General features: G+C 71.2%; 27 protein-coding genes. 8 read left to right on the forward strand and 19 right to left on the reverse strand.

What is annotated here, in order from left to right; all coding sequences use genetic code 11:
• Nucleotides 1-6 precede the first annotated feature (6 nt).
• A complete protein-coding gene (locus FDA94_RS02960) occupies nt 7-777 on the forward strand; it encodes an anti-sigma factor antagonist (protein WP_137245485.1) in 771 nt (256 codons plus the stop codon).
• Complete coding sequence (locus FDA94_RS38970; RefSeq protein ID WP_170990758.1) at nt 774-2,039, forward strand: PP2C family protein-serine/threonine phosphatase; 1,266 nt, start codon at nt 774-776, stop codon at nt 2,037-2,039. The genes FDA94_RS02960 and FDA94_RS38970 overlap by 4 nt, the downstream gene beginning before the upstream one ends.
• Here FDA94_RS38970 and FDA94_RS02970 read toward each other — a convergent pair.
• The 15 genes from FDA94_RS02970 to FDA94_RS03040 form a co-directional block, all read right to left on the reverse strand.
• Nucleotides 2,026-3,141, reverse strand: a complete 1,116-nt coding sequence (locus tag FDA94_RS02970; protein WP_137245486.1) for a Gfo/Idh/MocA family protein — start codon at nt 3,139-3,141, stop codon at nt 2,026-2,028. The genes FDA94_RS38970 and FDA94_RS02970 overlap by 14 nt on opposite strands.
• Nucleotides 3,142-3,157: 16 nt before the next feature.
• Nucleotides 3,158-3,973, reverse strand: coding sequence for a carbohydrate ABC transporter permease (locus FDA94_RS02975; RefSeq protein WP_212735165.1), 816 nt, complete (start codon nt 3,971-3,973; stop codon nt 3,158-3,160).
• Nucleotides 3,970-4,914, reverse strand: coding sequence for a carbohydrate ABC transporter permease (locus FDA94_RS02980; RefSeq protein WP_137245487.1), 945 nt, complete (start codon nt 4,912-4,914; stop codon nt 3,970-3,972). Before FDA94_RS02980 ends, FDA94_RS02975 begins: the two co-directional genes overlap by 4 nt.
• Nucleotides 4,911-6,218, reverse strand: a complete 1,308-nt coding sequence (locus FDA94_RS02985; RefSeq protein ID WP_170990759.1) for an extracellular solute-binding protein — start codon at nt 6,216-6,218, stop codon at nt 4,911-4,913. Before FDA94_RS02985 ends, FDA94_RS02980 begins: the two co-directional genes overlap by 4 nt.
• 82 nt (nt 6,219-6,300) lie before the next feature.
• Entirely contained in the window at nt 6,301-7,611 is a 1,311-nt protein-coding gene (locus FDA94_RS02990) for a xylulokinase (protein WP_137245489.1), read from the reverse strand.
• 16 nt (nt 7,612-7,627) lie between these two features.
• Nucleotides 7,628-8,671: a zinc-dependent alcohol dehydrogenase gene (locus FDA94_RS02995; protein ID WP_137245490.1), complete on the reverse strand. Its 1,044-nt coding sequence runs from the start codon at nt 8,669-8,671 to the stop codon at nt 7,628-7,630.
• A gap of 21 nt (nt 8,672-8,692) precedes the next feature.
• Entirely contained in the window at nt 8,693-9,466 is a 774-nt protein-coding gene (locus FDA94_RS03000) for a class I fructose-bisphosphate aldolase (protein WP_137245491.1), read from the reverse strand.
• Entirely contained in the window at nt 9,463-10,482 is a 1,020-nt protein-coding gene (locus FDA94_RS03005; protein ID WP_137245492.1) for an alcohol dehydrogenase catalytic domain-containing protein, read from the reverse strand. The genes FDA94_RS03000 and FDA94_RS03005 overlap by 4 nt, the downstream gene beginning before the upstream one ends.
• Nucleotides 10,483-10,590: 108 nt before the next feature.
• Nucleotides 10,591-11,544: an acetylxylan esterase gene (locus FDA94_RS03010; RefSeq protein WP_137245493.1), complete on the reverse strand. Its 954-nt coding sequence runs from the start codon at nt 11,542-11,544 to the stop codon at nt 10,591-10,593.
• A 4-nt stretch (nt 11,545-11,548) separates the two neighbouring features.
• Nucleotides 11,549-12,484, reverse strand: coding sequence for an amidohydrolase family protein (locus FDA94_RS03015; RefSeq protein ID WP_137245494.1), 936 nt, complete (start codon nt 12,482-12,484; stop codon nt 11,549-11,551).
• 2 nt (nt 12,485-12,486) lie between these two features.
• Nucleotides 12,487-13,152 (reverse strand): type 1 glutamine amidotransferase domain-containing protein, encoded by a 666-nt coding sequence (locus FDA94_RS03020; RefSeq protein WP_137245495.1) that lies wholly within the window; start codon nt 13,150-13,152, stop codon nt 12,487-12,489.
• An 8-nt stretch (nt 13,153-13,160) separates the two neighbouring features.
• Nucleotides 13,161-14,201: a phosphotriesterase family protein gene (locus FDA94_RS03025; protein ID WP_137245496.1), complete on the reverse strand. Its 1,041-nt coding sequence runs from the start codon at nt 14,199-14,201 to the stop codon at nt 13,161-13,163.
• A 5-nt stretch (nt 14,202-14,206) separates the two neighbouring features.
• Complete coding sequence (locus FDA94_RS03030; RefSeq protein WP_137245497.1) at nt 14,207-14,632, reverse strand: DJ-1/PfpI family protein; 426 nt, start codon at nt 14,630-14,632, stop codon at nt 14,207-14,209.
• Nucleotides 14,633-14,644: 12 nt separating this feature from the next.
• Nucleotides 14,645-15,091: a GlcG/HbpS family heme-binding protein gene (locus FDA94_RS03035; RefSeq protein WP_137245498.1), complete on the reverse strand. Its 447-nt coding sequence runs from the start codon at nt 15,089-15,091 to the stop codon at nt 14,645-14,647.
• 97 nt (nt 15,092-15,188) lie between these two features.
• A complete protein-coding gene (locus FDA94_RS03040; protein ID WP_170990760.1) occupies nt 15,189-15,941 on the reverse strand; it encodes an SDR family NAD(P)-dependent oxidoreductase in 753 nt (250 codons plus the stop codon).
• A gap of 181 nt (nt 15,942-16,122) precedes the next feature.
• On the opposite strand from FDA94_RS03040, the gene FDA94_RS03045 reads away from it, so the two are divergent.
• Complete coding sequence (locus FDA94_RS03045; protein ID WP_137245500.1) at nt 16,123-17,220, forward strand: C45 family autoproteolytic acyltransferase/hydrolase; 1,098 nt, start codon at nt 16,123-16,125, stop codon at nt 17,218-17,220.
• Between the two features lie 17 nt (nt 17,221-17,237).
• Nucleotides 17,238-17,912 carry a FadR/GntR family transcriptional regulator gene (locus tag FDA94_RS03050; protein ID WP_170990761.1) on the forward strand — a complete coding sequence of 225 codons (675 nt, stop codon included), beginning with the start codon at nt 17,238-17,240 and terminating at the stop codon, nt 17,910-17,912.
• Here FDA94_RS03050 and FDA94_RS03055 read toward each other — a convergent pair.
• On the reverse strand, nt 17,899-19,404 hold the full coding sequence (locus tag FDA94_RS03055) for a serine/threonine-protein kinase (RefSeq protein ID WP_170990762.1): 1,506 nt from the start codon (nt 19,402-19,404) through the stop codon (nt 17,899-17,901). The genes FDA94_RS03050 and FDA94_RS03055 overlap by 14 nt on opposite strands.
• A gap of 56 nt (nt 19,405-19,460) precedes the next feature.
• The gene (locus FDA94_RS03060; protein WP_137245503.1) at nt 19,461-20,153 is read right to left on the reverse strand and encodes a Clp protease N-terminal domain-containing protein; all 693 of its coding nucleotides are present in this window, start codon (nt 20,151-20,153) and stop codon (nt 19,461-19,463) included.
• Nucleotides 20,154-20,308: 155 nt separating this feature from the next.
• On the opposite strand from FDA94_RS03060, the gene FDA94_RS03065 reads away from it, so the two are divergent.
• Both FDA94_RS03065 and FDA94_RS03070 read left to right on the forward strand, forming a co-directional pair.
• Entirely contained in the window at nt 20,309-21,178 is an 870-nt protein-coding gene (locus tag FDA94_RS03065; protein ID WP_137245504.1) for an NmrA family NAD(P)-binding protein, read from the forward strand.
• A gap of 52 nt (nt 21,179-21,230) precedes the next feature.
• Nucleotides 21,231-21,776, forward strand: a complete 546-nt coding sequence (locus FDA94_RS03070; RefSeq protein ID WP_137245505.1) for a hypothetical protein — start codon at nt 21,231-21,233, stop codon at nt 21,774-21,776.
• A gap of 67 nt (nt 21,777-21,843) precedes the next feature.
• On the opposite strand, the gene FDA94_RS03075 is transcribed toward FDA94_RS03070, so the two are convergent.
• Both FDA94_RS03075 and FDA94_RS03080 read right to left on the reverse strand, forming a co-directional pair.
• Nucleotides 21,844-22,275 (reverse strand): SRPBCC family protein, encoded by a 432-nt coding sequence (locus FDA94_RS03075; protein WP_137245506.1) that lies wholly within the window; start codon nt 22,273-22,275, stop codon nt 21,844-21,846.
• Complete coding sequence (locus tag FDA94_RS03080) at nt 22,272-22,832, reverse strand: TetR/AcrR family transcriptional regulator (protein WP_137245507.1); 561 nt, start codon at nt 22,830-22,832, stop codon at nt 22,272-22,274. Before FDA94_RS03080 ends, FDA94_RS03075 begins: the two co-directional genes overlap by 4 nt.
• Nucleotides 22,833-22,919: 87 nt before the next feature.
• Here FDA94_RS03080 and FDA94_RS03085 point away from each other — a divergent pair, with 87 nt between their 5' ends.
• Both FDA94_RS03085 and FDA94_RS03090 read left to right on the forward strand, forming a co-directional pair.
• Nucleotides 22,920-24,011: a winged helix DNA-binding domain-containing protein gene (locus FDA94_RS03085; RefSeq protein ID WP_137245508.1), complete on the forward strand. Its 1,092-nt coding sequence runs from the start codon at nt 22,920-22,922 to the stop codon at nt 24,009-24,011.
• Nucleotides 24,012-24,032: 21 nt separating this feature from the next.
• Nucleotides 24,033-24,821 carry a helix-turn-helix transcriptional regulator gene (locus tag FDA94_RS03090; RefSeq protein WP_137245509.1) on the forward strand — a complete coding sequence of 263 codons (789 nt, stop codon included), beginning with the start codon at nt 24,033-24,035 and terminating at the stop codon, nt 24,819-24,821.
• Nucleotides 24,822-24,849 lie beyond the last annotated feature (28 nt).

Raw genomic sequence — 24,849 nt, forward strand, 5'->3', positions numbered from 1 at the left:
GTGCCCGTGAACCTGTCCGGGGCCTGGCCGATCACCGAAGACGTCGGGTCGATGCGTGACCGCATCGACGCGTTCGCCTCGGGTGCCGGGCTCGCCGGGGCCCGTCTCCATGATCTGGTGTTCGCCGCCAACGAGGCGGTCGTCAACGTGCTGGAGCACGGCGACGGGCACGGCACCGTGCGGATCTGGCTGGACGACGGCCAGGTCGTCGTGGAGGTGACCGATCTGGCCGGCCGGCTCACCCCCGCCCATCTCAGCCCTGCCCGGCCCTCGCTCGACGGCCGCCGCGGCTTCGGCCTGTGGCTCATGAGCGAGGTCTGCGACCAGCTGACGATCGAGCAGGGTGACGGCGGCTCCCGCGTGGAGATGCGCATGACCGTCGACGACGACTCGATCAAGCCCCGGGGCGGCGCGCAGCAGCGCCTCGGCGTGGCCGTGACCCATCGACCGGCCGGTCCGCTCGTGACCGTCTCCGGCGACCTCGACGCGACCACCTCGCCGCAGTTGCACGCGGTGGTCAACGACCTGCTCACCTCCGGCCGCACCTACATCGCGGCCGACCTGTCCGGGGTCGGGTTCTGCGACTCCAGCGGGCTGCGGGTGCTCCTCGTCTCCACGGTCGCGGCCCGGGAACTGGGCGGGCTGATGGTGCTGGCCGGGGTGACCGGCCCGCTCGACCGGCTGCTCAGGCTGACCGGAAGCCTCACCGTGCTGGCCGTCCGCGACAACGCTGAGGAGGCGTTGAACCTCCTCTCCGAGCACCGGGCCGGCTCATGACCCACGAACTCGACGACCTGATCGGGCGGCTGCAGGAGGAGACCCGGCTCGTCGAGACGCTCCACGAGGTGGGCCGCGCGCTGGCCGCCGACCTCGACCTCCCCCGGATCGTGCGCACGGCCTGCGACGCCGCGACCTCGCTGACCGGTGCGGCCTTCGGCTCGTTCTTCTACAACGTCTACGACATGAACGGCGAGAGCTACTTCCTGTACGTGCTCTCCGGCGTCCCCCGAAGCGCCTTCGAGGGCTTCCCGATGCCGCGCAACACCAAGGTGTTCGACCCCACGTTCCAGGGCGAGGGCGTCATCCGCATGGACGACGTGCGCGCCGACCCCCGCTACGGCCACAATCCGCCCTACAACGGCATGCCCCAGGGCCACCTCGACGTGCGCAGCTACCTCGCGGTGCCGGTGATCTCACCGTCGGGTGAGGTGCTCGGCGGGTTCTTCTTCGGCCACCCCGAGCCGGGCATGTTCACCGCCCGCCACGAGCAGCTCGCCTCCGGCGTGGCCGCCCAGGCCGCCGTCGCCATGGACAACGCCCGCCTCTACCAGCGCCACCGCGACGCCGCCGTGGAGCTCCAGCGCAGCCTGCTGTCCCCGCTGCCGCACGTCCACGGCCTACGGCACGCCTGGCGCTACTACCCGGCGCGCGGCATCGACGTCGGCGGCGACTGGGTCGACCTGATCCCGATCGACGAGGGCCGGGTCGCGCTCGTGGTCGGCGACGTCATGGGCAAGGGCATCCAGGCCGCCGCCCTGATGGGGCAGATGCGCACGGCCGTACGCGCCCTGGCGGTCAGCCACATGTCGCCGGGCGAGATCCTGCGCCAGTCGGCCGTGGTGCTGCGGGCCGCCGACCGGGCCCGCCTGGTGACCTGCTGCCTGGCCGTCTACGACGCTCAGGCCGAGACCCTGACCTGGGCCAACGCCGGTCAGCTGCCGATGCTGCTCGACGTGCCCGGCAACCCCTGCCGGTTCCTCGACGACGGCGCAGGGCCGCCGCTGGGCGTGGTCGACTACAACTACGTCGAGCACAAGGTGCACTTCCCGCCCGGCACCCGGCTGCTCCTCTACACCGACGGCCTGATCGAGCGGCGCGACCGGGCGATCGACGCCGGGATGGGCGTGCTGAAGTCGCTCTGGCAGGGCACCCGCGGCCTCGCCGACCTCGACGCGGTCGCCGACCGGCTCGTCGAGGAGCTGGTCGACGTCCGCGCCCACGAAGACGACATCGCCCTGCTGGTCGTCACGACCAGTTGAAGGTGGTCGTGAGCTCCAGGGCCTGACCGGTCCGGGCCGACTCGTGCGCCTTCAGCATGATCTCCAGCGCGTGGCGGGCGACGTCGCCGCCCATGACCTCCTCGGCCGCGCCGTTCACCACGTCGGCGAGGTGGTCGACCAGCAGCGCCCGGCGCAGCTTGTCGACGCGCTGCTGGGCCAGCTCCAGGTGGGCGAGGTCGAGGTCGACCCAGCCGCTCAGCCCGGCGGCGGCCTCCAGCAGGAACAGGTCGATGCCCCGGCCGCCGTTCACCGGCAGGTTGTTCGGCAGGTTCAGGGTGCCCTTGCGGCCGAAGACCTCCAGGCGGGGGCCCTTGGCGGCGTTCACGTTGAAGGTGCCGTCGACCACGGCGAACGTGCCGCCGCCGAAGTCGAGCATGATCAGGGTGTTGTCGTCGGTGGTGACGGTGATCTCCTTGCCGGCGTACGGGCCGGAGCGCACCACCCGGGTCGGCTCGGTGATGCCCGAGAACGCCGACACCCGCTTGGCCGGGCCGAGCAGGCCGAGCATCTCGTGGATGCCGTAGACGCCGACGTCGAACAGGGGGCCGGAACCCTCCTGGTAGAACCAGGTCGGGTCGGTCGGCCAGTTCATCATCGAGGCGGGGCCGCCGTGGCTGGCCCTGACCTTGGCGAACGCGACCTTGCCGATGATCCCCTCGCGGATCAGCCGGGCCGCCTCGATGCGGCTCGGGTAGAGCATGTTGGGCGGCGAGCAGACGATCTTGAGGCCGCTCGCGGCGGCCAGGTCGATGAGCGCGTCGGCCTCCTCCATCGTGGTGGCCAGCGGCTTCTCGGTCGCCAGGTGCCGGCCCGCCTCCAGGATCTTCAGCGAGGTCGCGCCGTGCGCCGGGATGGGGGTCAGGTTGAGCACCAGGTCGAGGTCGGACTCGTCGAGCATCTCGTCGAGCGTGGCGTAGGTCTCCCGCGCGCCGAACCTCTTCGCGGCGGCGGCGGTGCGCTCCTCCACCGGGTCGCACAGTGCGACCAGTTCCACCTTGTCGGCGATGTGGTGCAGGTTGGGCAGCACCCCGTAGTCGACCGTGGCGATCGCCCCGACCCCGAGGACCCCGAGCTTCAACATCAGACTGAACCCTTTCTCAACCCTTGACCGCGCCCGCGACCATGCCCTGCATGAGGCGCTTCTGGACCAGCAGGAAGAACACGACGACCGGGATCGTGAAGATCACGCTGGCCGCCATGACGCCGCCCCAGTCGGAGTAGTAGCTGGAGAAGAACTGCTGCAGCGCGACCGGGAGCGTCTCCCTGGACGACTGCTGCATGTACGTCGCCGAGAACATCAGCTCGTTCCACGACGTGATGAACCCGTAGATCGAACTGGCCGCCAGCCCCGGCCAGACCAGCGGGAACACGACCAGGCGCACGGCCTTCATCCGCGAGGCGCCGTCGACCATCGCCGACTCCTCAAGTGAGACCGGGATGTCCATGAAGAAACTCCGCAGCATGTACGTCGCCAGCCCCACCGTCAGCGCGAGGTGCGACAGCACGAGCCCCTGGTAGGTGCCGAGCAGATCGGTGTTGCGCAGCACCACGAACAGCGGGATGACCAGCACCGTCTGCGGCAGCATCTGGATCGACAGGATCACGATCAGCAGGTAGCGCTTCATGGGGATGTCGAACCGCGCCAGCGCGTACCCCGCCAGCAGCGCGATCAGCCCGGTGATGACCGTGGTGGCCCCGGCGACCAGCAGCGAGTTGAGGAACTGGCGCGGGATCGCCCCGGAGAACAGCTCGGTGTAGCGCGACAGGATCGGCTCGTGCGGGATGAACTGCGGGCTCACCGTGAAGATCTCGGTGTCCGGCTTGAGCGAGGTGACGATCATCCAGAAGAACGGGAACAGGCTCGCCAGGCAGATGAGAGCCATCGCCGGATAGACGATCAGCCTCCGGGTCATGTCCCCTCCTTCGACAGCTTCACGTAGACGGCCGTGATCCCGGCCAGCAGCAGGAACGTGACGACGGCCATCGCCGCCGCGACCCCCTGATCGAGCACGGTGAACGCCTGCAGCCAGGTCAGCAGCGACAGCACCTCGGTGCTGTGGCTCGGCCCGCCGGGCGGGGTGGTCATCACCAGGAAGTGGTCGAACGACTGGTACGCGAAGATCGTCGACATCACGCCGAGGATCGTCAGCAGCGGCTTCATCATCGGCAGCCGCACCCTGACGAGCTGCTGGTAGAAGCTCGCGCCGTCGACCCGGGCGGCCTCCAGCACCTCACCGCGCGTCGCGCGCAGCCCGGCCAGCATCGAGATCGCGATGAACGGCACCGAGTGCCAGACCACGGCGATCGTGATGGCGACCAGCGAGGCGAAGCCGTCGTTGAACCAGGCGTAGCCCTTGAACGAGTCGAACCCGAGGGAGACCAGCAGCCAGTTGGCGATGCCGTACTGGTCGTTGAACATCCACTTCCAGATGATGCCGCTGGCCACCCGGGGCATCGCCCAGGGCAGCAGGACGACCACCGTGACGATCCTGGCCGCCCACGACCCGGCGTCCAGGACGAGCGCGATGGCCAGGCTGATCAGCAGGGTGGTGACCACGCAGACGACCGCGAAGATCGTCGTGCGGAGCAGCGCGGCGAGGAAGTAGGGGTCGCCGAAGATCTCGGTGTAGTTGTCGGCGCCGTTGAAGGCCCCGGTCATGAGGTACTCGCCCTCGTGGAACGAGAGCCAGACCGTCCGCACGATGGGGTAGCCGACCACTCCCAGGATCACCGCCAGGAGGGGGGCGAGCAGGAGGCTCGGCAGGCCGAACCGGTCCCATCGGGACCGGCTCCGGCCTCCCGCGCGGGCGGGCACAACGCCGCGCTGTGCCCGCCTGCTGGTGGTAGAGGTCATTGCTGTCCGATCGCGGCGTCAATCTGCGAGGCCAGTTCCTGCATGGCCGCTTCGGGCGTCTTCTGCCCGTTCATGATCGCCTGCATCGCGTTGACGATGGCCCCGGTGCCCTCGACCTTGCCCCACGTGGCCACCGGCGGGATCGACCGCGTGTTCGGCGCCTGCTCGGCGTAGGCCCGCAGCAGCGGGGTGGAGAACGAACCGCTGGTGCGCTCCTTCTCCAGGGCGTCGACGGTCGCCGGGAGGAGACCGATCTTGGTGGTGACCGGGACGAGGTTCTCGGTCTTCATCAGGAAGTCCACGAAGCTCTTGGCGGTCGCCTTGTTGTCACACCCCTTGAAGATGGCCAGGTTGCTGCCGCCCGCGAAGGTGTCGTTGTTGCCGCCGGGGCCGGCGGGCAGCGGCGCGGTGGCGAGCTGCTGCTCCATCCCGGGGTTCTGCGCGAGGATCGTCTTCAGGTCCCACGAACCGCCGACCATCATGCCGATCTGCCCGAGCGCGAACGCCTTGGACGCGTCGGCGCCCTGCCAGGTGGCCGCCCCTTCGGGGGCCAGTTTGTGCTTGGTCAGCAGGTCGGCGTAGAAGGTGAAGGCCGCGACCGCCTCGGGCGAGTCGACCTTGGCCTTCCACGCGCCGCCCTCCTGGGTGGCGATCTCGCCGCCCCAGTTCCAGATCATCGGCAGCCAGTACCACTGGTTGCCGCCGATGATGCCGAAGCCGTTGACGCCGGGGTTGTCCTGCTGCACCTTGGTCGCCGAGCTCAGCACGTCGTCCCAGGTCTTGGGGGCCGCCAGGCCGGCCTTGTCGAAGAGGTCCTTGCGGTAGATGAGCGCCCGTACGCCGGTGTCGTAGGGCACCGCGTAGGAGACGCCGTCGAGCACGGTCGAGTCGATCATGCTCTGGGTGTAGACGCCCTTCATCGACGCCGGGTCCTGCGCGATCGGCTCCAGGGCCTGGAGCCCGGCGAACTCCGGGCTCCACGTGTTGCCGATGAGAGCGACGCACGGCACGGTCCCGCCGGCGATGCTGGTCAGGTAGGTCTTGTGCGCGTCGGCGCCGAGGAACCTGAGGTTCACCTTGGTGCCGGGGTGGGCGGTCTCGTAGTCCTTGGCGAGCTGGACGATCGTCGGCTGCTGGGCGGCGCCGATCGGGTCGCCCATCCACACGTCGATGGGGCCGGTGACCTCACCGGTCGCGTTGCCCTCCGCGGCGTCGTCCCCGCCGCAGGCCGAGGCGAGCATGAGTGCGGCCGCCGCCGACGTGGCGGTGATGACCTTCAGTGCGCTTTTCCACGGTCGTTGCATTTCTTCTCCTGGCAATGGCGTCGCGAAAGCGGTGTATGAGCGCCCCCCGTGCGCATCGGTTCTGGGTCGGGCAGCCCGAGGGCTACCGGTGGCGTTCCTCCAGGTGGAGGAACTCCTCGAAGAGCGGTTCGTACACGTTCGCCAGGTTCGGATCGGCGGGCACGGTCCTGGCGACCCGTGTCCACCGCTCATGGGAGGCCTGTCCGGACAGCGCCCGGTGGGCGATCATCGCCGTGCCGAGCAGCCCGGCCTCGGTCGTTTCGGGGACCGTCAGGTCCCGCTTCAGCACGGCCGCGAGGACGCGCAGCCAGAGGTCGCTGCGGGCACCGCCGCCGACCGCGACCAGTTCCGCCTCGCCGTGCCGGTCCAGCGCCGCTCCGGCGATCGCCCTCAGCCAGTAGGAGGTTCCTTCTATTACGGCTCTCGCCAGATCAGGGGCGCCATGGGCGAGGGTCAGCCCATGGACGGACCCCCGCGCCGAGGGGTCGTGACCCATGCCGCGCTCACCCATCAGGTGGGGCAGGAACACCACCCCGCGTGCTCCGGGCGGGACCGAATCCGCCGCCGCGACCGCTTCGGGGGCTCCTCTGCCGGTCAGCCCGCCTATCCAGTCGAGCGCCGACCCCGTCGAGGTCGCGGCGGCGAAACACAGGGGCTCGGTCAGCGCCGCGGCCGATGCGGCGGAGGCGAACCCGCCGACCGCGCCGGCCGTGCCGAGATAGACGCAGACCCGTTCCGGCAGCACGGCCCCCGCTCCGAGGAGGGTGGCCATCCAGTCGCCGGTGCCCATGACGACGGGGGTGCCTTCGGCGAGCCCGGTCGCGGCGGCGGCCTCCTTCGTGACCGTCCCCGCGAGGTCGAGCGGTTCGCCGATCGGAGGGAGCTTCTCCACCGAGACGCCTGCGTGGTAGGCGACCGCCGGCGACCAGGCGCCGTCGCGCAGGAAGCCGGTGCCGCTCGCCTCGTAGCGGTCGGTGGCGAACTCACCGGTGAGCCGCATCCGCAGGAAGTCCTTGACCGGCAGGTACCACCTGGTCAGCAGGGCGAGCGGGTCGTGCCCGGCCCACCAGGCGACCCGGTCGGCCGCGCTCGGCCCGGCCGGACGCTGGTCGGGCCACAGCAGCGCGGGGCCGGTGACCTTGCCCTCGTCGGTGACCGGCACGACCGTGTGCATGAACCCGGAGATCGCCACCGCCCGCACGTCGCCGAGGGGCAGCCGGGAGACGCAGGAGACCAGCGCCCGCCACCACGTCTCCGGGTCGGCCTGCACGGCCGTCGTCTCGGGGTGGTCGACCGGCGTGCGCCGCGAGGTCATGGCGACGATGCGGCCCTCGCCGTCGACGACGGCGGCCTTCGCGCCGCTCGACCCCTGGTCGATCGCCAGGACGTGCATGCCGGTCACCCCCCTTCTAGGGCTCGATCAGGACCTTCATCGCCAGGGACCGCTCCTTCTCGTCGGCGGCGGTGAACGCCTCGACGATCCGGTCGAGCGGGAACCGGTGCGTGATCAGCGGATCGGCCTGCACCCTGTTGGTCGCGACCAGGTCCAGCGCCTCGGCGTACGCGCCGGGGCCGTAGCTGTTGGACCAGTGGATGGAGACCTCCCGCACGTACGCGACGTGCGGCTCGATACGGGGCGGGGTCGGGTAGACGCCCAGCACGCAGACCGGGGAGCCTTCGGCCACCGACTCGATCGCCTGCTGGAGCGTCACGTTCGGGATGGCGACGGCGTCGACGACGAGGTCGGCGCCCTTTCCCTCGGTGAAGTCCTCGATCTTCTCCCGGGCGTCGTGCGCGAAGGCGACCTCGTCGGCCGCGCCCGCCTCCAGCGCCAGGTCGAGGAACTCCTTCGCCGTGCCGGTGAGCAGCACCCGCACGCCGTGGGCGCGCAGCACCTGGCCCATGGTCAGGCCCATCGTGCCGCTGCCCAGGACGACCGCCCTGCTCCCGGCGGGCGTCTGCACCAGGTTGTAGGTGTGCACGCCGCACGCGTAGCAGTCGAGGACGGCCCCCGCCGCGAGGGAGACCGAGTCCGGCAGCACGTGGACGCGCTCGGCGGGGGCCAGGTCGTATTCGGCGAAGCCCTCGCTGGTCACGTGGACGTCGCCGACGTAGCCGCGCCTGCGGCACAGGTGCGACCGGCCGTTGCGGCAGGGCGGGCACTGGCCGCAGGCGATGAGGTGCTTCGGCTCGACGGCGACCCGCTGACCGACGGCCAGGCCGGTCACCCCGGAGCCCAGCGCGGCGATCTCGCCGGCCAGCTCGTGGCCGTCGCGGCCGGGCTTGCCGGGGCTGTGCTGCCACGGGCCCTGACCACGGAAGGCCAGCACGTCGCTGCCGCAGACGCCGGCCGCGCCGACCCGCACCAGCACTTCGCCGGGGCCGGGCAGCGGGATCGCCATCTCCTCGATCCGGATGTCCCGGCCGCCGTGGAAGACGGCGGCACGCATCATCTCAGGCTCCTTACAGCGGGATTACAGCGGAATGTTCAGGTGCTTGGCGGCCACGTCGACGCTCGCGCCGCCGTGCACGATCTCGACCAGGGCGGCGACCATCCGGTCGGGCCGCTCGGCCTCGACGATGTTGCGGCCGTAGACGATGCCGCCGGCCCCGGCCTGGATGGCGTCGTAGGCCATCTGCAGCGCGTGCAGCGGGGTCGGCTTCATCGGGCCGCCGAGCGCGAGCACCGGGACCAGACAGCCCTCGACGACCTCGCGGTACTCCTCGGGCGTGCCGGTGTACTGGGCCTTCACGAAGTCGGCGCCCGCCTCGGCCGACACTCGCGCGCCGTGGGCGATGTTGGCCAGCGTGTGGGCCTCCAGCGCCTTGAAGCCGACGGGGATCGGCTCGGCCATCACCGGCATGCCCCACTTGTCGCCCTCGGCGCAGAGTTCGCGCAGCTCGCCCATCTTGGTGACCTCGGGGTTGCCCGGGAACACCTTGAGCTCCAGGGCGTCGGCCCCCCAGCGGACGGCCTGCTCGACGCCGTACCGGGCCGACGGGATCTCACTGTCGAGGGCCAGGATGAGGCCGGTGCCGCCGAGCTCGTCGGCCGCCGCGCGGGCCAGGCCGATGGTGGCCAGGATCGCGTCGACGCCGCCGTCGACGATCCGCTTGACCGCCGCGCGGCCCCGCTCCAGGCCGGGGGCGACGCCCTTGGTGATCCCGGCGTCCATGGCGGCGATCACGGCTCGCCCGTCGGGGGCGAAGACGTGGTGCATGCGACGGCGGGGCCAGTGGGTGCTCATTTCTCTCCTTCGGACACGACCAGCGACTTCAGGCCGAGTTGCTGCTTGGTGGTTTCGAACGCCTCGGCGACCGCGTCGAGCGGGAACCGGTGGCTGATCAGCGGGGCGACGTCGACCTGGCCGAATCGGAGGAGACGCAGGGCGGTCGCGAAGTCGTCGGGGATAAAGTCGTGGCTGCCGTTGATCGCGACCTGGTCGTAGTGGGGCACGTCCGGGTTGAGGGCGATGGCGCCCTTCGGGTGGGTGCCGGCGAACAGGTTGACCGCGCCGTTCTTGGCCACCAGGCCGAACGCGGCCTCGATGACCGCCGGGATGCCGACGGTGACGATCACGACGTCGGCGCCGCGTCCGTCGGTCAGGTCCAGGACGGCTTCCCTCTGGTGGGCGGCGGCGTCGACGACGTCATGGGCGCCGAGTTTCCGCGCGACCTTGAGCCGGTCGGCTTTCATGTCGGTGACGATGACCCGGCCGCCCCTGGCCCTGGCGACCTGGGTGTGCAGCAGGCCGATCGGGCCGGCGCCGACGACCAGCACGTTCTCGGTCAGCGGGAGCGGCAGTGCGCGGTGGGCGTTGACGACGCAGGCCAGCGGCTCGGCGAACGAGGCCGACTCGAAGCTGACGCCGTCGGGGAGCTTGCTGAGCTGCTCGACCGGCATGACCGTCGCCTCGGCGAACCCGGCGATCGGGTATTTGATCAGGCGCTCGCAGAAGTTCGCCGCGCCCTTCCGGCACTGGTGGCACCGGCCGCAGACGCCGCGCCAGTCGACCGCGACGCGGTCGCCGACCTGGAGGTCTCCGGTGTCGCCGCTCCCGAGTTCGGTCACCACACCGGCGATCTCGTGGCCGGGCGTCCACGGGTCGCGCTTGGCGGCCGTCGCGGCGGTGTAGCTGCGGATGTCGCTGGGGCAGACGCCCGAGGCGTGAATCCTGATGACGGCCTGGCCCTCGCCCGCCTTCGGGTCGGGCCGGTTCTCTACACGCAGGTCGTTGTGGCCGTACAGCAGAGCTGATTTCACGCCGACCCCTTTCCCAGCAGCCGGTCAGGCTGCCTGCTTGTCTGGCAGGTTTGAAATGTTGCCTCGTGTTACAGAGCCGAACAAGGCTCCGTTTGTCACGATTTGGTGTTATTGAAAGAGTTCGCGGAGGACGCGGATCGTCCTGAGCTGGTCCTCGGGGCCGCCGCCCTCGTGGTTGTTGTACGGCCACACCGTGATGTCCTTCGGGCCCTGGTAGGCGTTGAAGGCGGCGTACACGGTCGACGGCGGGCAGACGCCGTCCATCAGCGCGACCGAGAACGACCCGCGGCAGGTCGCGCGCGCCGCGAAGGCGGTGGCGTCGAAGTAGGCGAGCGTGGCGAACGCCCGCTCCCACTTCGTGCGGTGGATCGAGCACCAGCGCACGATCTCGGCGTAGGGCTCGCGTTCGGTGACGGCGGTGCCCCGGCGGAACGCCGACAGGAACGGGACGTGCGGGACCGCCCCCGCTATGTCGTCGCGCAGACCGGCCACGACCAGCGACAGCGCGCCGCCCTGGGACCGGCCGGTGACGGCCACCTCGGCCACGTGGTCGTGTCTCTTCACCGCGTCGACCGCTCGCACGGCGTCGGTGTAGAGGCGGCGGTAGTAGTAGTCGTCCGGGTCGAGGATGCCCCGCGTCAGGTAGCCGGGGACGGCCGGACCGGTCGCCGACGGGTCTCCCGTGTCGCCGGCCCGCCACGAGCTGCCCTGACCCCGGGTGTCCATGACGAAGTGGCCGAAACCTGACGACACATAGGCCAGGGACTCGATCGGGATGCCGCGCCCGGAGCCGTACCCGAGATATTCGACCGCCGTCGGAACGGGGCCCGACCTGTTCGCGGGCAGCAGCAGCCACCCCTTGATGGGGTCGCCGCCGTAGCCGGTGAACGTGACGTCCCAGGTGTCGACCGTGGTCAGCCCGGCGTCGTAGGGCTCGAAGACGACGTCGACCTCGGGCTGGTCCGTGAGGGTGCGGGCCCAGAAGTCGTCGAAGTCGGCCGGTTCCGGTTCCTGGTAGCGGTACTCGCGGAGCTGGGCGAGCGGGAGGTCGAACTGCGGCACTGTCTCACCCCTTCAGGTTCGGGAAGAGCCGGGCGGGATTCGTCTCGGCGACGGTGGTCATGTCGTCGCCCAGGAGTTCGGCCGCCTCCTTGAGACAGGCGGCGACCGTCTTCTCGTCGACGAACGGGAAGTCCGAGCCGATCAGGAACCGTTCCGGACCGGCCAGCCGCAGCGCCGAACCGAGCGCGTAGGGCGTGGTGGCGAGGGCGACGTCGTAGTGGAAGCGCCGGAGCGCGCGGTGGATCCCGCCCTCGCCGACCTGCCGCAGTTCCGGCAGCGGTTCGGCGATGGCCAGGCGTCCGGCCAGGTAGGGGGCGGTCCCGCCGCAGTGGGAGAAGATCCAGGTGATGCCGGGATAGCGGTCGTGGGCGCCGTTCAGGGTCAGGTTGACGATGGCCCGGGTGGTGTCGAAGACGTACTCGATCAGCGACGGCCGCAGGTCGATCTCGGCGGCCGGGTAGTGGACCGGCAGCTGCGGGTGGACGTGCACCACCACCTCCCGCCGGTCGAGCTCGGCCAATACCGGCTCGAAGGCGGGGTCGCCCAGGTACCGGCCCGCGTAGTTGGTCAGCAGGCCGACGCCGACGAAGGCGTCGTGGTCGGCCCACCGCTCGATCGCGTGCAGCGCGTCGCCCACCGACGGCAGCGGCAGTGCCACGAACGCCCGGAACCGTGTCGGATGCCGCCGTACGGTCTCGGCCAGGTCGGCGTTGGTGCGTTCGCACAGCTCGCGGGCGAGCGCCTGGTCGCCGTCGAAGAAGAACCCGGGCGACCCGGCGGACAGCACCGCCAGGTCGATGCCCAGGTCGTCCATCATCGACAGCGACGCCTCCGCCGACCACGGGGGCAGGCCGATGCCGGGCTGCGCCCCGATCCCCAGGCCTTCGAGGACCTCGGCGTAGGCCGGGAAGATCGCGTGGTGGTGGACGTCGACGCGCATGGCTACGCGTCGAGGACCGCGTAGGCCCGGTAGTTGGACGAGCCGGGGCCCGCCGCGCGGTTCTTCATGATCGCGGTCGCCGTGTAGGCGGGGGAGGAGTTGGGCGGCGAGGCCAGGTCGGGCAGCGGCCCGCCCTTGGCGGGTTCCCTCGCTTCGAGGGCGTCCTTGATCGCCGCGCAGAACTCCGGCAGGTCGTTGGGCAGCCGGGAGGTGATCAGGTTGCCGTCGACCACGACCGGTTCGTCCCTGAAGTTCGCGCCGGCGTTGATGACGTCGTCCTTGATGGTCGCCACGCACGTCGCGTCGCGCCCGGCCACGATCCCGGCGGTGGCCAGCATCCAGCCCGCGTGGCAGATGGCCGCCACGACCAGGCCCTTGGCGTCGGCGTCCCTGACGAGCTTCACCATGTCGGGGTTGCGGCGCAGGTACTCGGGCGAGAAGCCGCCCGGGATGATCACGGCGTCGACCGAGTCGAGGTCGAAGTCGGCCACGGTGAGGTCGGCGCGGGCGGGGTAGCCGATCTTGCTGGCGTACACCTCGTCGGTCGACGGGCCCACCACCCGCACCTGCGCGCCGTCCTCGCGGAAGCGCAGGACCGGATACCAGAGCTCCAGCTCCTGGTAGAGGTTTTCGACCAGCACGACGATCCGTGCCTGGGAGAGTTCCACGTTGTTCCTCAGACCTTGATGGAGAAGATGCGGGCGGCGTTGTCTCGGGTGATCGCGTCGATCTGCTCGTCGGTCACGCCCTTGCTCTTCAGGCGCGGGATGAACGAGGTCCACATGTAACCGAGGTCGACGCGCTCGTTGGCGAGCTGCGGGTCCGACTCCGTGACGTCGGAGCGCGGGTTGTAGAACCAGCGGTCGTACGACAGCACGAGCTGGCTGGTGTAGCCCTCGTTGATCAGCCCGACGAACGCGTCGGCCATGCGCTCGTCGAGCTCCTCGACGGTGTCGACGCGCCACGGGATGCCGATGTGGTCGAGCTGGAGGTTGGCGCCCCGGTCGAGGATCTCGTGCAGCTGGCCCTCGTTCGGCTCGACGAAGGCGTGCCCGATGACGACCTTGGCCGGGTCGGCGCCCTCCTCTTCGAGGATGTCGAGCTGCTCGATGCCCGGGTTGGTGACGCGGTAGTCCATGGGGTCGGTGTGGGTGTTGATCGCGCAGCCGACGATGCGGGAGGCCCGCCCGGCGGCCCGGATCACCCGGTCCTCGACCTCGTGGATGCGGCGGCCGTTGGGCCCGATCGGGCTCGGCTGCGGCGTGACGCTCTCCTGCCCGGTCGCGATCTTGATGGCGCCCGCCTTGTACGGCGTCTGCTGCCAGGCGAAGACCATGCCCTCGGTCAGGTCCTTCACGAAGAAGTCGGTCAGCTCCTCGACCGTCTGCCGCCGCCAGTAGTAGGGGACGCCCATCCGCTCGGGGAAGAAGCCGGTGATCGCGATGACGTTCATGCCGGTCCGGCGGGCGACCTCGGCCATCAGCTCGGGGTGGCGGCCGACCTCCGGCGGGGTCATGTCGACCAGCGTGCCGAAGCCCCAGTCGTTCATGCCGTCGGCGACCTGCTTGGCGATGAACGCGACGTTGTTCTCGTAGTCGAGCACGGTCCGGTGGTCGAGCTCCGCGCCCGGGTAGCCGTAGAGGAGGTGCTCGTGGGTGAGAAACCGGCCGGACGTCTCGGGTGAGACGTCGCCCAGAACGGTCCTGAAGACTTCCATCGGATTCAGACTCCTCTGCGAAGGGTGGCGAAGAACTCGGCGAGGTCGTTAGTGCCGTCGGCGGAGACGACCCGTTCGGCCTGCGCGCCGATGGCCTGGGCGACCACCGACGCGCCGTTGCCGACGGAGGCGACGCGCCCGCCGGCCGCGTGCACGGCCGTGACCAGGGCGACCTGCGCGCCGCTCGGCTGGGGCAGGTCCCACGGCGCGACGCCCGGGGCGATGATCACGTCGACCGAGGCGGGGTCGAGGTCGGCGGCGTCGGTGTCGGGGATGACGGGGTAGCCGAGGATGCTCTCCGCCCCCGCGGCGGCGGCCACGACGTGGACGGTCGCGCCCTCCTCGCGGCCGCGCAGCACCGGATACCAGAAGTCGAGCTCCTGGTAGCCGGAGTACGCGAGGACCACGACCTTCTGCTGGGCCAGCGACATTCTTCGGACTCCTTAATCGGCAGGATGGGATGAGGCGAAGGAGTCGACGACCTCGGCGCAGGCCCGCAGGGCGGTCAGCGCCGTCGCGTTGTCGACCTGGGGAGCGGCGCCGCTCACCCCGATGGCGCCGATGAGCTCGCCGTCCGACCGCAGCGGGAAACCGCCGGCCAGGATGACGATGCGCCCGGCGAGTGCCGAGGTCAGGCCCCAGTCGGCCGCGCCGGGCTTGGTGACCTCGCCCCACGCGTCGGTGGGCGCGTTGAACGCGGCGGCGGTGAACGCCTTGTCGATCGCGAGGGTGAGCGCGACGTGCGAGGCCCCGTCCATCCGCGCGGCGGCGACGAGATCGCCGTGCCGGTCGGTGACGGCGATGGCCATCGGCTTGCCCGCGCAGCTCTGGGCGGCCCTGATGAGACGTTCGGCCAGTTCGAGGGTGACGACGGATTCGGTGCGGATCATCTGATCGGCCTCACGAGGAGAGTGGGCTTCGAGCCGGTTCGGCGCGCTGTGTTCGCGCGGGCAAGGCGGGCGGGTGCGGCGGTCATCTCTGCGGGCCTCATGAGGCGAGCAGGCCGCCGTCGACGACGACGGCCTGACCGGTCAGATAGCGGGAGCCGGGGGAGACGAGGAACTCGACGACGGCGGCGACGTCGTCCGGAACCCCCTGGCCGCCGAGGGGGATGCGCGACTCCAGCGCCGCGACGTTCCCGCCGTCCTTGCCGCCGACCCGCTTCCAGTAGGGGTCGTTGAACGGGGTGTCGATCCAGCCGGGGCACACGCAGGTGACGCAGATCCCGTCGGGGCCCATCGCGACGGCGAGTGACCTGGTCAGCGCGACGAGGCCGCCCTTGGAGGCCGCGTAGGCGAAGCTCCCGCCGCCGCCGCGGAAGGCGGCGGTCGAGCCGGTGAGCACCACCCGGCCGTGCGGCGAGGCGGCCAGGTGGGGGGCCGCGGCCTGGGTCAGCAGGAAGGGGGCGCGGAGGTTCAGCGCCATCGTGCGATCCCATTCGGACACGGAGAAATTTGTCAATTCGGTCTCGACGAGAAGCCCCGCGCAGAAGACGATGGCATCCAGGCGGCCGTGCGCTCCGACCGCGTCGGCGACCGCCTGGGCGGGGCCGTCGGCGGTGGCCAGGTCGACGTGGCTCGCCGTCCCCGAACCGGGGTGGGCGTCGAGGGCCTTGACGACCTCGGCGGCACCGGCCGCGTCGATGTCGGCCACGTGCACGTCGGCGCCCGCCGCGCGCAGCCGGGCCGCGGTGGCGGCCCCGATGCCGCTCGCGCCACCGGCTATCAGCACAGATGTCACCACAACTCCAACCTGTAGGGCTGCCTGACATCATGAACCTGTGTTTTGAGTTCTGGCAAGGCGTTATGCCCGAAAAACCGGCGAGTTGACACTTTTGGACCCGGGTCCCCACAATCAACATGTCTGACAGCCAGGCACCCTGGACAGTTGTCCAGCCTCACGTGAGGGAGCGGCCTGTTCCATGCACTTTCCTGGGGAGTTCCCCGTGGTCCGCGTGGCCGGACCGCCCGCCGAGCGCGGCAGGCGGTACGGCGCGCTGGCCCGCACCCGGATCCACCGTTCGATATCCGCCTACCAGCGGGTCTTCGAGCACTACGCCGGATGGGACTGGGCCACCGTGCGCGCGCACGCCGCCCAATACCGCGACGTCATCGGCGACTTCGCGCCGGCGTCCCTGACCGAGATGCGGGGCATCGCCGAGGGCGCCGGCCTCGACGTGGAGGAGATCCTCGCGCTCAACACCCGCAGCGAGATCATGTTCCACGCCGGCAACCGGGAGATGCCCCACGAGTGCACCTCGCTGACGCTGCTGCCCGACCGCTCGGCCACCGGCACCACGCTCATCGCGCAGAACTGGGACTGGCTGCTCCATTCCATGGACACCGCGATGCTCCTGGAGGTCACCCGCGACGACGGCCCCTCGTTCGTCACCCTGGTCGAGGCCGGTCTGCTCGCCAAGGTCGGCATGAACGACGCGGGCGTCGGGCTCTGCACCAACACCCTGATCAGCGACGGCGACGAGGGCCGGATCGGGGTGCCCTACCACGTCCTGCTGCGCGCGGCCCTCGACAGCGGGTCAGGCGAGGAGGCGGTCCGGACGATCGCCGGCGCCGAACGCGCCCTGTCGGCCAACTACCTGCTCGCCGACGACACCGGCTTCGCCGCCGACCTCGAGACGACCCCCCGCTCCGGCGGTGTGCGGATTCTCACCCCCGAAGACGGCCAGATCACGCACGCCAACCACTTCCGATCTCCCGACCTGACAGGCGAGGATCTGTACGCGCGCCGCAAGCCCCACACGTACATGCGGCTGCGCAACGTCACCGAGAGCCTGGGCGAGCGGCCCAGCCTGTCGGTCGACGACCTCAAGAAGGTGCTCGCCGACCATCACGACAGCCCGTCGAGCGTCTGCCAGCACCCCAACGAGAATGTGCACGAACGTGAGCGCACCGCGACGATCGCCGGTGTGATCATGGACGTGTCCGGCCGTACGATGCATCTCGCCGCGGGGCGACCCTGCGTGGCACGGTGGGAGACGAGAACCCTGGCCCCGAGATGAAGAAGGACCTACCCGGAATGAAGGTCGTCCCTGTCGAGCAGAAGAGCGCGGCGGAGCACGTGCGCACGCAGCTCATCGAACTGATCGAGTCGCGTCACTTCGCGGTCGACGACCGCCTGCCCTCCGAGGCCGAGCTCGCGGCGTCGTTCGGGGTCAGCCGCTCGGTCATCAGGGAGGCCCTGCACAGCCTGAACGCCCTGGGCCTGACGAAGTCCTACGCCGGCAAGGGCACCTTCGTCGCCGCGACCCGCGTGCAGTCGCACCTGCTCAGCGGGCAGTACCTGCCGTCGCAGCTCAACGAGGTGCGCCGCTACCTGGAGGTCCCGGCGGCCCGGCTGGCGGCCGAACGGCGGACCCAGGAGGACCTCGACGGCCTGGCCGAACTGGTCGCCGCCTTCGACGACAACGACGACCCGGCCGAGCGCAACAAGATCGACGCCCGGTTCCACATCGCCATCGCCCAGGCCACCGGCAACCCGCTGTTCTCCCGCCTGGTCGAAGACCTGCGCGCGGTCCTGCAGGACCAGGCGCTCGCCGTGTCGGCCTCGCCGGGCCGGGCCGCCCAGGCCCGCGCCGAGCACCGGGCCATCTACGAGGCCATCAAGGACGGCGACGCCGAGATGGCCGCCCTGGCGATGCGCCGCCACCTCCAGGCGGTCGTGGCGACCTCGGCCGCGCTCACCGACTCCTGAAGTCGGTGTACGTCGACCGGAAGGTCGACGTGAACAGCCCCGCGTCACCGAGCGGCCGGCCCACGTCGAGCACGAACGAGACCGGCCGGTCGTCCTCGTCGATCGTCAGCGTGTAGGTGACCAGCGACCGGTCGAGGGCCTCCCCGGCGTACTCGACGAGCAGCAGCTTCAGCGCGTCGCCGGTCAGGTTGGCCGGGACGATCCCCCGGTAGACCCGGCCGTCGCGCTCGAAGGCCACGTTGCCCTGGACGACGAGCGACCGGATCACGGTCAGCCCCGCCGTCGCCGTCACCAGGATCGGCGGCTCGTTGCTCCCGTCGCCGAACTCACCGAGCGACGCCCCGGTCTCCACCACCCGCCGGTCCCTGATCGTGTAGCGCCGGGTCTCCTCGCTCCCGTACGTGATGTCGGCGACGAAGTCGTCGTGGGGCAGGCCCGGGTCTCCGGCGATGGTGACGGTGCCTCGCGATCTGGCGAGGTTGTCGCCCTGCCCCATGCCGCCCTCGCTCGTGAAGGTGGCGGTCGGCGTCTTGCGGTAGACCTCCGACAGGGCCGCCGCGAGCTCGGCCTGCGTCTCTGGCGGCCGGTCGCCGTGCGGCCAGAGCGCGACGGCCGCCACGATCACCGCGACCCCGGCCAGCGCCGCCAGCCCGGCCCGCCACGGGACCGCCCGGCCCGCGACCGGCCGGGTCGCCTCGAACCGGCCCGACTCCAGCGCGTCGAGGTCGTCCTCATCGTCGTGCCCGAGCAGGCTGAGCAGCACCTCCTTCGAGGTGGGGCGCTCGGTGGGCGACTTGGCGAGGCATCGGCGTACGAGTGGAAGCAGCGCGCGCGGCACCCCGGTCAGGTCGGGCTCGGCGTGCAGCACCCGGTAGGCGACGGCGGCGATGCTGTCGCCGTCGAACGGCACCCGGCCGGTCGCCGCGAACACCATGGTCGCGCCCCAGGCGAACACGTCGGCTGCGGCCGTGACCCGCTCGCCGGAGTACTGCTCGGGCGCCATGTAGGGCGGGCTGCCGATGGCCCGCCCGGTGGTCTCGCTGTGGCTGAGCCGCGAGATCCCGAAGTCGATGACGCGCGGCCCGTCGGGGGCCAGCAGCACGTTCCCCGGCTTGAAGTCGCGGTGGACCACCCCCGCCCGGTGGATCGCCACCAGCGCCGTGGCGGTCCCGATGGCGATCCGCTGCAGCGCGGCGCCCTTGCGGGGCGGCACCCGGTCGAGCGGGGTCCCGGCGACGTACTCGCTGACGATGTACGGGGGATCGTGGTCGAGCGCCACGTCGATGATGCGCGCGGTGCAGAACCCGGCGACCTGCCGGGTGGAGTTCACCTCACGGATCGCCGCGTCGTCGGCGCCGTGCCGCAGCACCTTGACCGCGACCGGTTCCCCGTTCCATTCGCCCAGGTAGACGATGCCCTGGCCGCCCTCCCCGAGCCGGGAGACCACCGTGTAGGGCCCGATCGACCGGGGATCGCCGGCCCGCAACGCCATGTCCACAATCCCATTGGACGCCATCACCCCCCGCCGGAGTTGGGTTCTCCGGGGGACTACTTCGGTGCGATGCCCTTCAGGATGCCGACCACCGCCTCCTCGAACCGCTCCTTGGTCACCCCGAGCCTGACGAGGACCGGGTTCCCCGCGCCCAGCAGGGCGAGCACCATGTGCTCGGTGCCGATGTAGTTGTGGCCGAGCCGCAGCGCCTCGGCGAAGGTGAGCTCCAGGAGGCGCTTGTTGTCCTCGCCGAGTTCGCTGTCGCCGGCCAGCGCCTCGCCCGTCTCCGGCAGCGCGTTCCGGGCGATCTCGCGGGCCGCGTCGAGGTCGACCCCGATCGTCGCCAGCGCCCGGACGGCCAGGCCGTCGGAGTCGGCGAGCATGGCGGCCAGCAGGTGGTTTTGACCGGCCGTGACGTGGCCCGACTCTTTGGCGATCCGCTGCGCCTCGACGATCGCCTGCTTGGCGCGCGGGGTGAACCGCGAGAACTGCTGGTCGTCGGGCTTGGGCACGAACCGCTTCTGCGCCGCCTGCTTGGTGACGCCCATGCTGCGGCCGATGTCCGTCCAGGACGCCCCCGACTTGCGGGCCTGGTCGACGAAGTGCCCGATGAGGCTGTCGGCGACGTCGCCCATGTGCTCGGCCATCAGCACGGCGCCGGAGAGCTGCTCGAGGACGTTGGGGTTGGCTGACTTGATCCCCGCGATGAGATCGTCCAGCCGGACCACTGGAGAGGAGGATTCGCTCATGCCGTCAACAGTAGGTTGACGGTCTGAGTATCGTCAACCCTCTGTTGACGCTGAGACGTACAGACATGAAATCGAGCGTGAGGAACATGGATCGTCTCGACTGAGCCGCGTGTACTTGGTCGTACCGACACAAGGACGACCTGACGGAGGTTCCGATGTACGCGATCCTGGGAGTGACCGGCCACGTGGGCGGTGCGGCGGCGCGCGAGCTGCTGCGCCGGGGCGAGCAGGTGCGGGCGGTGGTCCGCGACCCGGCCAAGGGCGCCGAGTGGGCGGCGGCGGGGGCGAAGGTGGCCGTGGCCGACCTCGGCGACCGGGAGTCGCTGGCGGAGGCGCTGCGCGGCTGCGCGGGGGCGTTCGTCCTGCTGCCGACCGACCTGGCCGCGGCCGACCCGGACGCCGCCCACCGCGCGACGGCCGACGCCATCGCCGACGCGGTGCGCGAGAGCGGGGTGCCCCACGTGGTGGCGCTGTCGTCGGTCGGCGCCGACCTGGCCGACGGCACCGGTCCCATCCGCTGGCTGCACCACCTGGAGAACGCGCTGCGCGCGACGGGCGCCCGGATCACCGCGCTTCGATCCGGTCACTTCCAGGAGAAGGTCGAGCTGATCCTGGGCGCGGTGCTCGGCGCGGGCGTCTACCCGGTCTTCGCCGAGTCGGCCGACGTGCCCACGCCGATGATCGCCACCCGCGACATCGGCGCCGTGGTCGCCGACCTCCTCGTCACCCCCGCCTCCGCCTCCGAGGTCGTCGACCTGGACGGCCCGATCTCCACCGAGCGCCAAGTCGCCGAGGAACTGTCGGCAATCCTCGGCCGGCCGCTCCAAGTCGTCACCGTCCCGAGGCCGGGGTGGGCCGCCGCGATGGTGGACGGCGGCCTCCCCCCGCAGCTCGCGGAGGAGCTCGTGGGCCTGTACGACGCCGAGGAGCGCGGCATCCTCCAGCTCAGGGGCGACCGCCACCTGACCGGCCCGACCGAACTGGCGGAGACCCTCCGAGTCATCGGCGCAAGGGCTTTGAGCTGACGCCAATTCGGCCCCGTCGACCTTCGGCCTGGGCGCCGTCGCTGTCTGGGCGGTGAGCTGGGGCATCGGCAAAGCCCCGGAGATCCCGCTCAACAACGACATCGAGGCGCTGCGCCGGGAGATGAACAGCGACGAGGAGTGCCGCTGGTCCGACCGGGACACCTCCTACCACGACCCGCACCGTCCCGAGCCCGACGCCGACATCGACTACCGCTTCGACCCCATGGCGTTCCGGTTCACCGGAGAGAAGCGCTCCGGCGAGGTGAAGGTCGTGGTCGACCCGCTGCTCCAGGACCACGGCGGCCGGGCCGTCGCCGAAGGCGTCGAGAAGACCCTCTCGGTGCGGTGGACCGGCCCCGACTCGGCCGGACCGCAGGTCAGTGTCACCGGCGTGGCCGACGGCGCGACCTACCGGCTGCGCGGCGCGCCCACGGCCGGCTGCGTCACCGTCGACCGGGGCTCCGGCGTGGCCACCCAGGCCACGCTGACGCTCACCGGCGGAACGGCGGCCGGGGTGGGGGTCTACACCGCCACGTGCGCCGGGGCCGAGGACAACGAGGGCAACGTCGTGCCTGACGCTCCACGTCGACACGGGTGAGGGCGCGGCGGCGTCGCACACCGCCCTGTTCCGCTTCACCCGCAACGAATCTCTTTGATCACCGGTGTCAGGCCGCGAATCGGCGCGTCAGTTCGCGCCCCCTCGCGGCCTGCACCTTCTTCGCCTGGCCCACCGAGAACCGCAGCAGCCCGAAGGGCGCCGACAGCCGGTAGTGGTCGACCACCCGGGTGCCGCCGGGCACGGCGTCGATGCGGTAGCCCCAGTCCACCCGGACGCCGCCGGGGCTGACCACGTCTCCGGTGATCGTGCCCTCTCCCAGGCGCAGGGTGACCTCGATGACGTTGTCGTGGCGCAGCGGCCCGAAGGCGAATCGCTCGACGGCCGTGAAGCGCACCGATCCGGGCTCGCGGCGGATGTCGCGGACCTCGACGACCAGAGGCGACAGACCGACGTGGTTGGCGGGGTCGGCCAGGTGGTGGAAGACCCGCTCGGGGGTCGCGGGCAGAGTGGTCGTGGTGCTGAACTCGACGGTCTTCATGCGACGAGCAGCCGGTCGAGGACGGCGTCGACCTCGACGGCGTCCGGGCCGAGGAGCAGGCAGTCGGTCCGCATCCCCTCGACGGCCTGCGCCAGGATCGCGGCGGCGGCCAGGGGATCGGGGGTGTTCGCCCGCTCGAACTGTTCGCCGAGCAGGTCGAGCAGGATCTTGCGCTGCGCGCGGTAGTGGGCGGCGAAGCCCGGATCGGTCGTGGCGCGCGACACGAAGGCCTTGGCCACGCTGGTCTCGGCGGCGCGTTCCTCGTCGAGCGGCAGCAGCTCCGTCACGATCGCCGACAGCGTCTGACGCGGGGACCGCGCGCCCTCTTCCGACCGGGCCCTGAGGCGGTCGGCGCAGCGGCGGCAGTGGTGTTCCAGCGCGAACAGGAGCAGGTCGTCTTTGGTGCCGAAGTGGTGCTGCAGCGTCCCGGTCGTCACCCCGGCCTCGGCGGCGATCTCCCGCATACCGGGGAACGTGCCGTGGCCGCGCATCAGCAGCCGGCCCACCGCGTCGGCGACCGCGTTCCGGCGTGCGTCCGGAATCCATCGTTCTCGCATGTCCCACCTCCATTACGACTGTAATGTAACAGAGGTCAGAAGAGGACACTTTCTGGCCGCAATGGCTGAGATCGTGGTCGTATGCCGATGACCGTTCTGGACACCCGGGCGCTCAACCGCGCCACGCTCGCCCGGCAGCTGCTGCTCGACCGCGCCGACCTGCCGGCCCTCGACGCCGTCGCGCACCTGTGCGGGATGCAGGCCCAGGAGCCGCAGGAGCCGTTCATCGGACTCTGGTCGCGGCTGCGCGGCTTCGACCCGGCGGAGCTCTCCGATCTGCTGGTGGGCCGGAAGGTCGTCCGGACCCATCTCATGCGCCGCACCGTCCACCTGGTCACGGCCGACGACGTCGTCGCCTGGCGGGCCCGGCACGACGCCATGCTGCGCCAGCGGGTGCTCGGGGTCTACCGGCGCGACCTCGCCGACGTCGACCTCGAAGAGCTCGCGGCGGCCGGGCGGGCACTGATGGCCGACGGCGAGCCGAGGTCGATGGCAGAGCTGGCGCGGACGATGGCCGAGCGGTGGCCGATGCGCGAAACCCGGCCGCTGGGCGAGATGCTGGTCTCCGCCCTCGTCCCGATGGCGCAGCTGCCGCCGCGCGGGGTGTGGCGGGCCAAGGCGGGGGTGCGCAACGTCCCGATCTCCCTCTGGCTGGGCCGCGAACTCGACCCGCCCGCGCCCAACGGGTCCGACCCGGTCGGCGAGACGCTGGTGCGGCGCTACCTGGCCGCGTACGGTCCCGCCGCCACCGCCGACCTGCGCGCCTGGTGCGGGCTGGCCGGTCTGCCGGCCGCCGTCGCCGCCGTGCGCGGGGAACTGGTCTCCTTCCGCGACGAGCGGGGCCGGGAACTGCTCGACCTCCCCGACGCGCCGCGCCCCGACCCCGGCACCCCCGCGCCGGTACGGTTCCTGCCCGCCTTCGACAACGCGCTCCTCGGCTACGACGACCGCACCCGGATCGTCGACGACGCCCATCGCGGCGTGTCGATCGCCGGCGTCCGGGTCGTTTTGGTCGACGGCCGGGTCTCCGCCACCTGGACGGTCAAGGACGACGCCGTGGCCGTCGCCCCGCTGCGCGACCTCTCCCGGGCCGAGCGGGACGCGGTGGCCGAACAGGGGGAGGAGCTCGCCTCCTTCCTCTCCGACGGCGGGAGCCGGAGCGTCCGGATCGCCACCTGATCTGGGTCGTTACCATGGCGTATGGCCAGCGAACCCGCCGCTGCGACGCGGCGTCGCCGCGAGCAGCTCAGCGATTTCCTGCGCACCCGCCGGGCCCGGCTCACCCCCGGTGACGTGGGCATGGCGGTGGCGGGCCGGCGCCGGACGCCGGGCCTGCGGCGCGAGGAGGTCGCCGTGCTGGCCGGGGTCGGGGTGTCCTGGTACACCTGGCTGGAGCAGGGCCGCGACATCAACGTCTCGGCCGAGGTGCTCGACGCCATCGGCTGCGCGCTGCGCCTGACCGAGCCCGAGCGCGCGCACGTCTACCTGCTGGCCGGCCTCAACCCGCCCCGGGCCGGGGCGGCCCGCGACGCCGAGGTCACCCCCGAACTGCGCCGCCTGCTCGACACCTGGACGCCGCCCGCGATGCTGCGCGACCGCTACTGGAACCTGGTCGCCACCAACGACGCCGCGCAGCGGATGTTCCGCTACGGCGACACCGACCACAACTGCCTGATCGCGTTCTTCACCAACGCCCGATACCGGGCCATGCACGTGGAGTGGGAGTCGGTCGCGCCGGCCGTCGTGGCCGCCTACCGCGCCGACGCCGGGCACTTCCCCGGCGACCCGGAGTTCGCCCGCGTGGTCGCCGACCTGAGCGCGGTGAGCCGGGAGTTCGCCGAGCTCTGGGGCCGCCACGACGTGGGGCCGCCGGTCCAGGCGATCAAGGCGATCCGGCATCCCGAGGCCGGCGACCTGTTCTTCGACATGACGACCCTGGTGGTGGCCGACCACCCGTCCTGGTACCTGGAGCTCTACAACCCCCGGTGAGGGTGGTGGTGCCAGACCCCGGATCACC

The organism is Herbidospora galbida, assembly GCF_005233835.1.
Taxonomy (GTDB): Bacteria; Actinomycetota; Actinomycetes; order Streptosporangiales; family Streptosporangiaceae; genus Herbidospora; species Herbidospora galbida.

Excerpts from the sequence above, each read along its gene's own strand:
- FDA94_RS38970 (WP_170990758.1), top strand. The coding sequence starts at position 774 with ATGACCCACGAACTCGACGACCTGATCGGGCGGCTGCAGGAGGAGACC.
- FDA94_RS02970 (WP_137245486.1), bottom strand. The coding sequence starts at position 3,141 with ATGTTGAAGCTCGGGGTCCTCGGGGTCGGGGCGATCGCCACGGTCGAC.
- FDA94_RS02975 (WP_212735165.1), bottom strand. The coding sequence starts at position 3,973 with ATGACCCGGAGGCTGATCGTCTATCCGGCGATGGCTCTCATCTGCCTG.
- FDA94_RS02980 (WP_137245487.1), bottom strand. The coding sequence starts at position 4,914 with ATGACCTCTACCACCAGCAGGCGGGCACAGCGCGGCGTTGTGCCCGCC.
- FDA94_RS02985 (WP_170990759.1), bottom strand. The coding sequence starts at position 6,218 with ATGCAACGACCGTGGAAAAGCGCACTGAAGGTCATCACCGCCACGTCG.
- FDA94_RS02990 (WP_137245489.1), bottom strand. The coding sequence starts at position 7,611 with ATGCACGTCCTGGCGATCGACCAGGGGTCGAGCGGCGCGAAGGCCGCC.
- FDA94_RS02995 (WP_137245490.1), bottom strand. The coding sequence starts at position 8,671 with ATGATGCGTGCCGCCGTCTTCCACGGCGGCCGGGACATCCGGATCGAG.
- FDA94_RS03000 (WP_137245491.1), bottom strand. The coding sequence starts at position 9,466 with ATGAGCACCCACTGGCCCCGCCGTCGCATGCACCACGTCTTCGCCCCC.
- FDA94_RS03015 (WP_137245494.1), bottom strand. The coding sequence starts at position 12,484 with ATGCGCGTCGACGTCCACCACCACGCGATCTTCCCGGCCTACGCCGAG.
- FDA94_RS03025 (WP_137245496.1), bottom strand. The coding sequence starts at position 14,201 with ATGGAAGTCTTCAGGACCGTTCTGGGCGACGTCTCACCCGAGACGTCC.
- FDA94_RS03030 (WP_137245497.1), bottom strand. The coding sequence starts at position 14,632 with ATGTCGCTGGCCCAGCAGAAGGTCGTGGTCCTCGCGTACTCCGGCTAC.
- FDA94_RS03035 (WP_137245498.1), bottom strand. The coding sequence starts at position 15,091 with ATGATCCGCACCGAATCCGTCGTCACCCTCGAACTGGCCGAACGTCTC.
- FDA94_RS03045 (WP_137245500.1), top strand. The coding sequence starts at position 16,123 with ATGCACTTTCCTGGGGAGTTCCCCGTGGTCCGCGTGGCCGGACCGCCC.
- FDA94_RS03050 (WP_170990761.1), top strand. The coding sequence starts at position 17,238 with ATGAAGGTCGTCCCTGTCGAGCAGAAGAGCGCGGCGGAGCACGTGCGC.
- FDA94_RS03055 (WP_170990762.1), bottom strand. The coding sequence starts at position 19,404 with ATGGCGTTGCGGGCCGGCGATCCCCGGTCGATCGGGCCCTACACGGTG.
- FDA94_RS03060 (WP_137245503.1), bottom strand. The coding sequence starts at position 20,153 with ATGAGCGAATCCTCCTCTCCAGTGGTCCGGCTGGACGATCTCATCGCG.
- FDA94_RS03065 (WP_137245504.1), top strand. The coding sequence starts at position 20,309 with ATGTACGCGATCCTGGGAGTGACCGGCCACGTGGGCGGTGCGGCGGCG.
- FDA94_RS03075 (WP_137245506.1), bottom strand. The coding sequence starts at position 22,275 with ATGAAGACCGTCGAGTTCAGCACCACGACCACTCTGCCCGCGACCCCC.
- FDA94_RS03080 (WP_137245507.1), bottom strand. The coding sequence starts at position 22,832 with ATGCGAGAACGATGGATTCCGGACGCACGCCGGAACGCGGTCGCCGAC.
- FDA94_RS03085 (WP_137245508.1), top strand. The coding sequence starts at position 22,920 with ATGACCGTTCTGGACACCCGGGCGCTCAACCGCGCCACGCTCGCCCGG.
- FDA94_RS03090 (WP_137245509.1), top strand. The coding sequence starts at position 24,033 with ATGGCCAGCGAACCCGCCGCTGCGACGCGGCGTCGCCGCGAGCAGCTC.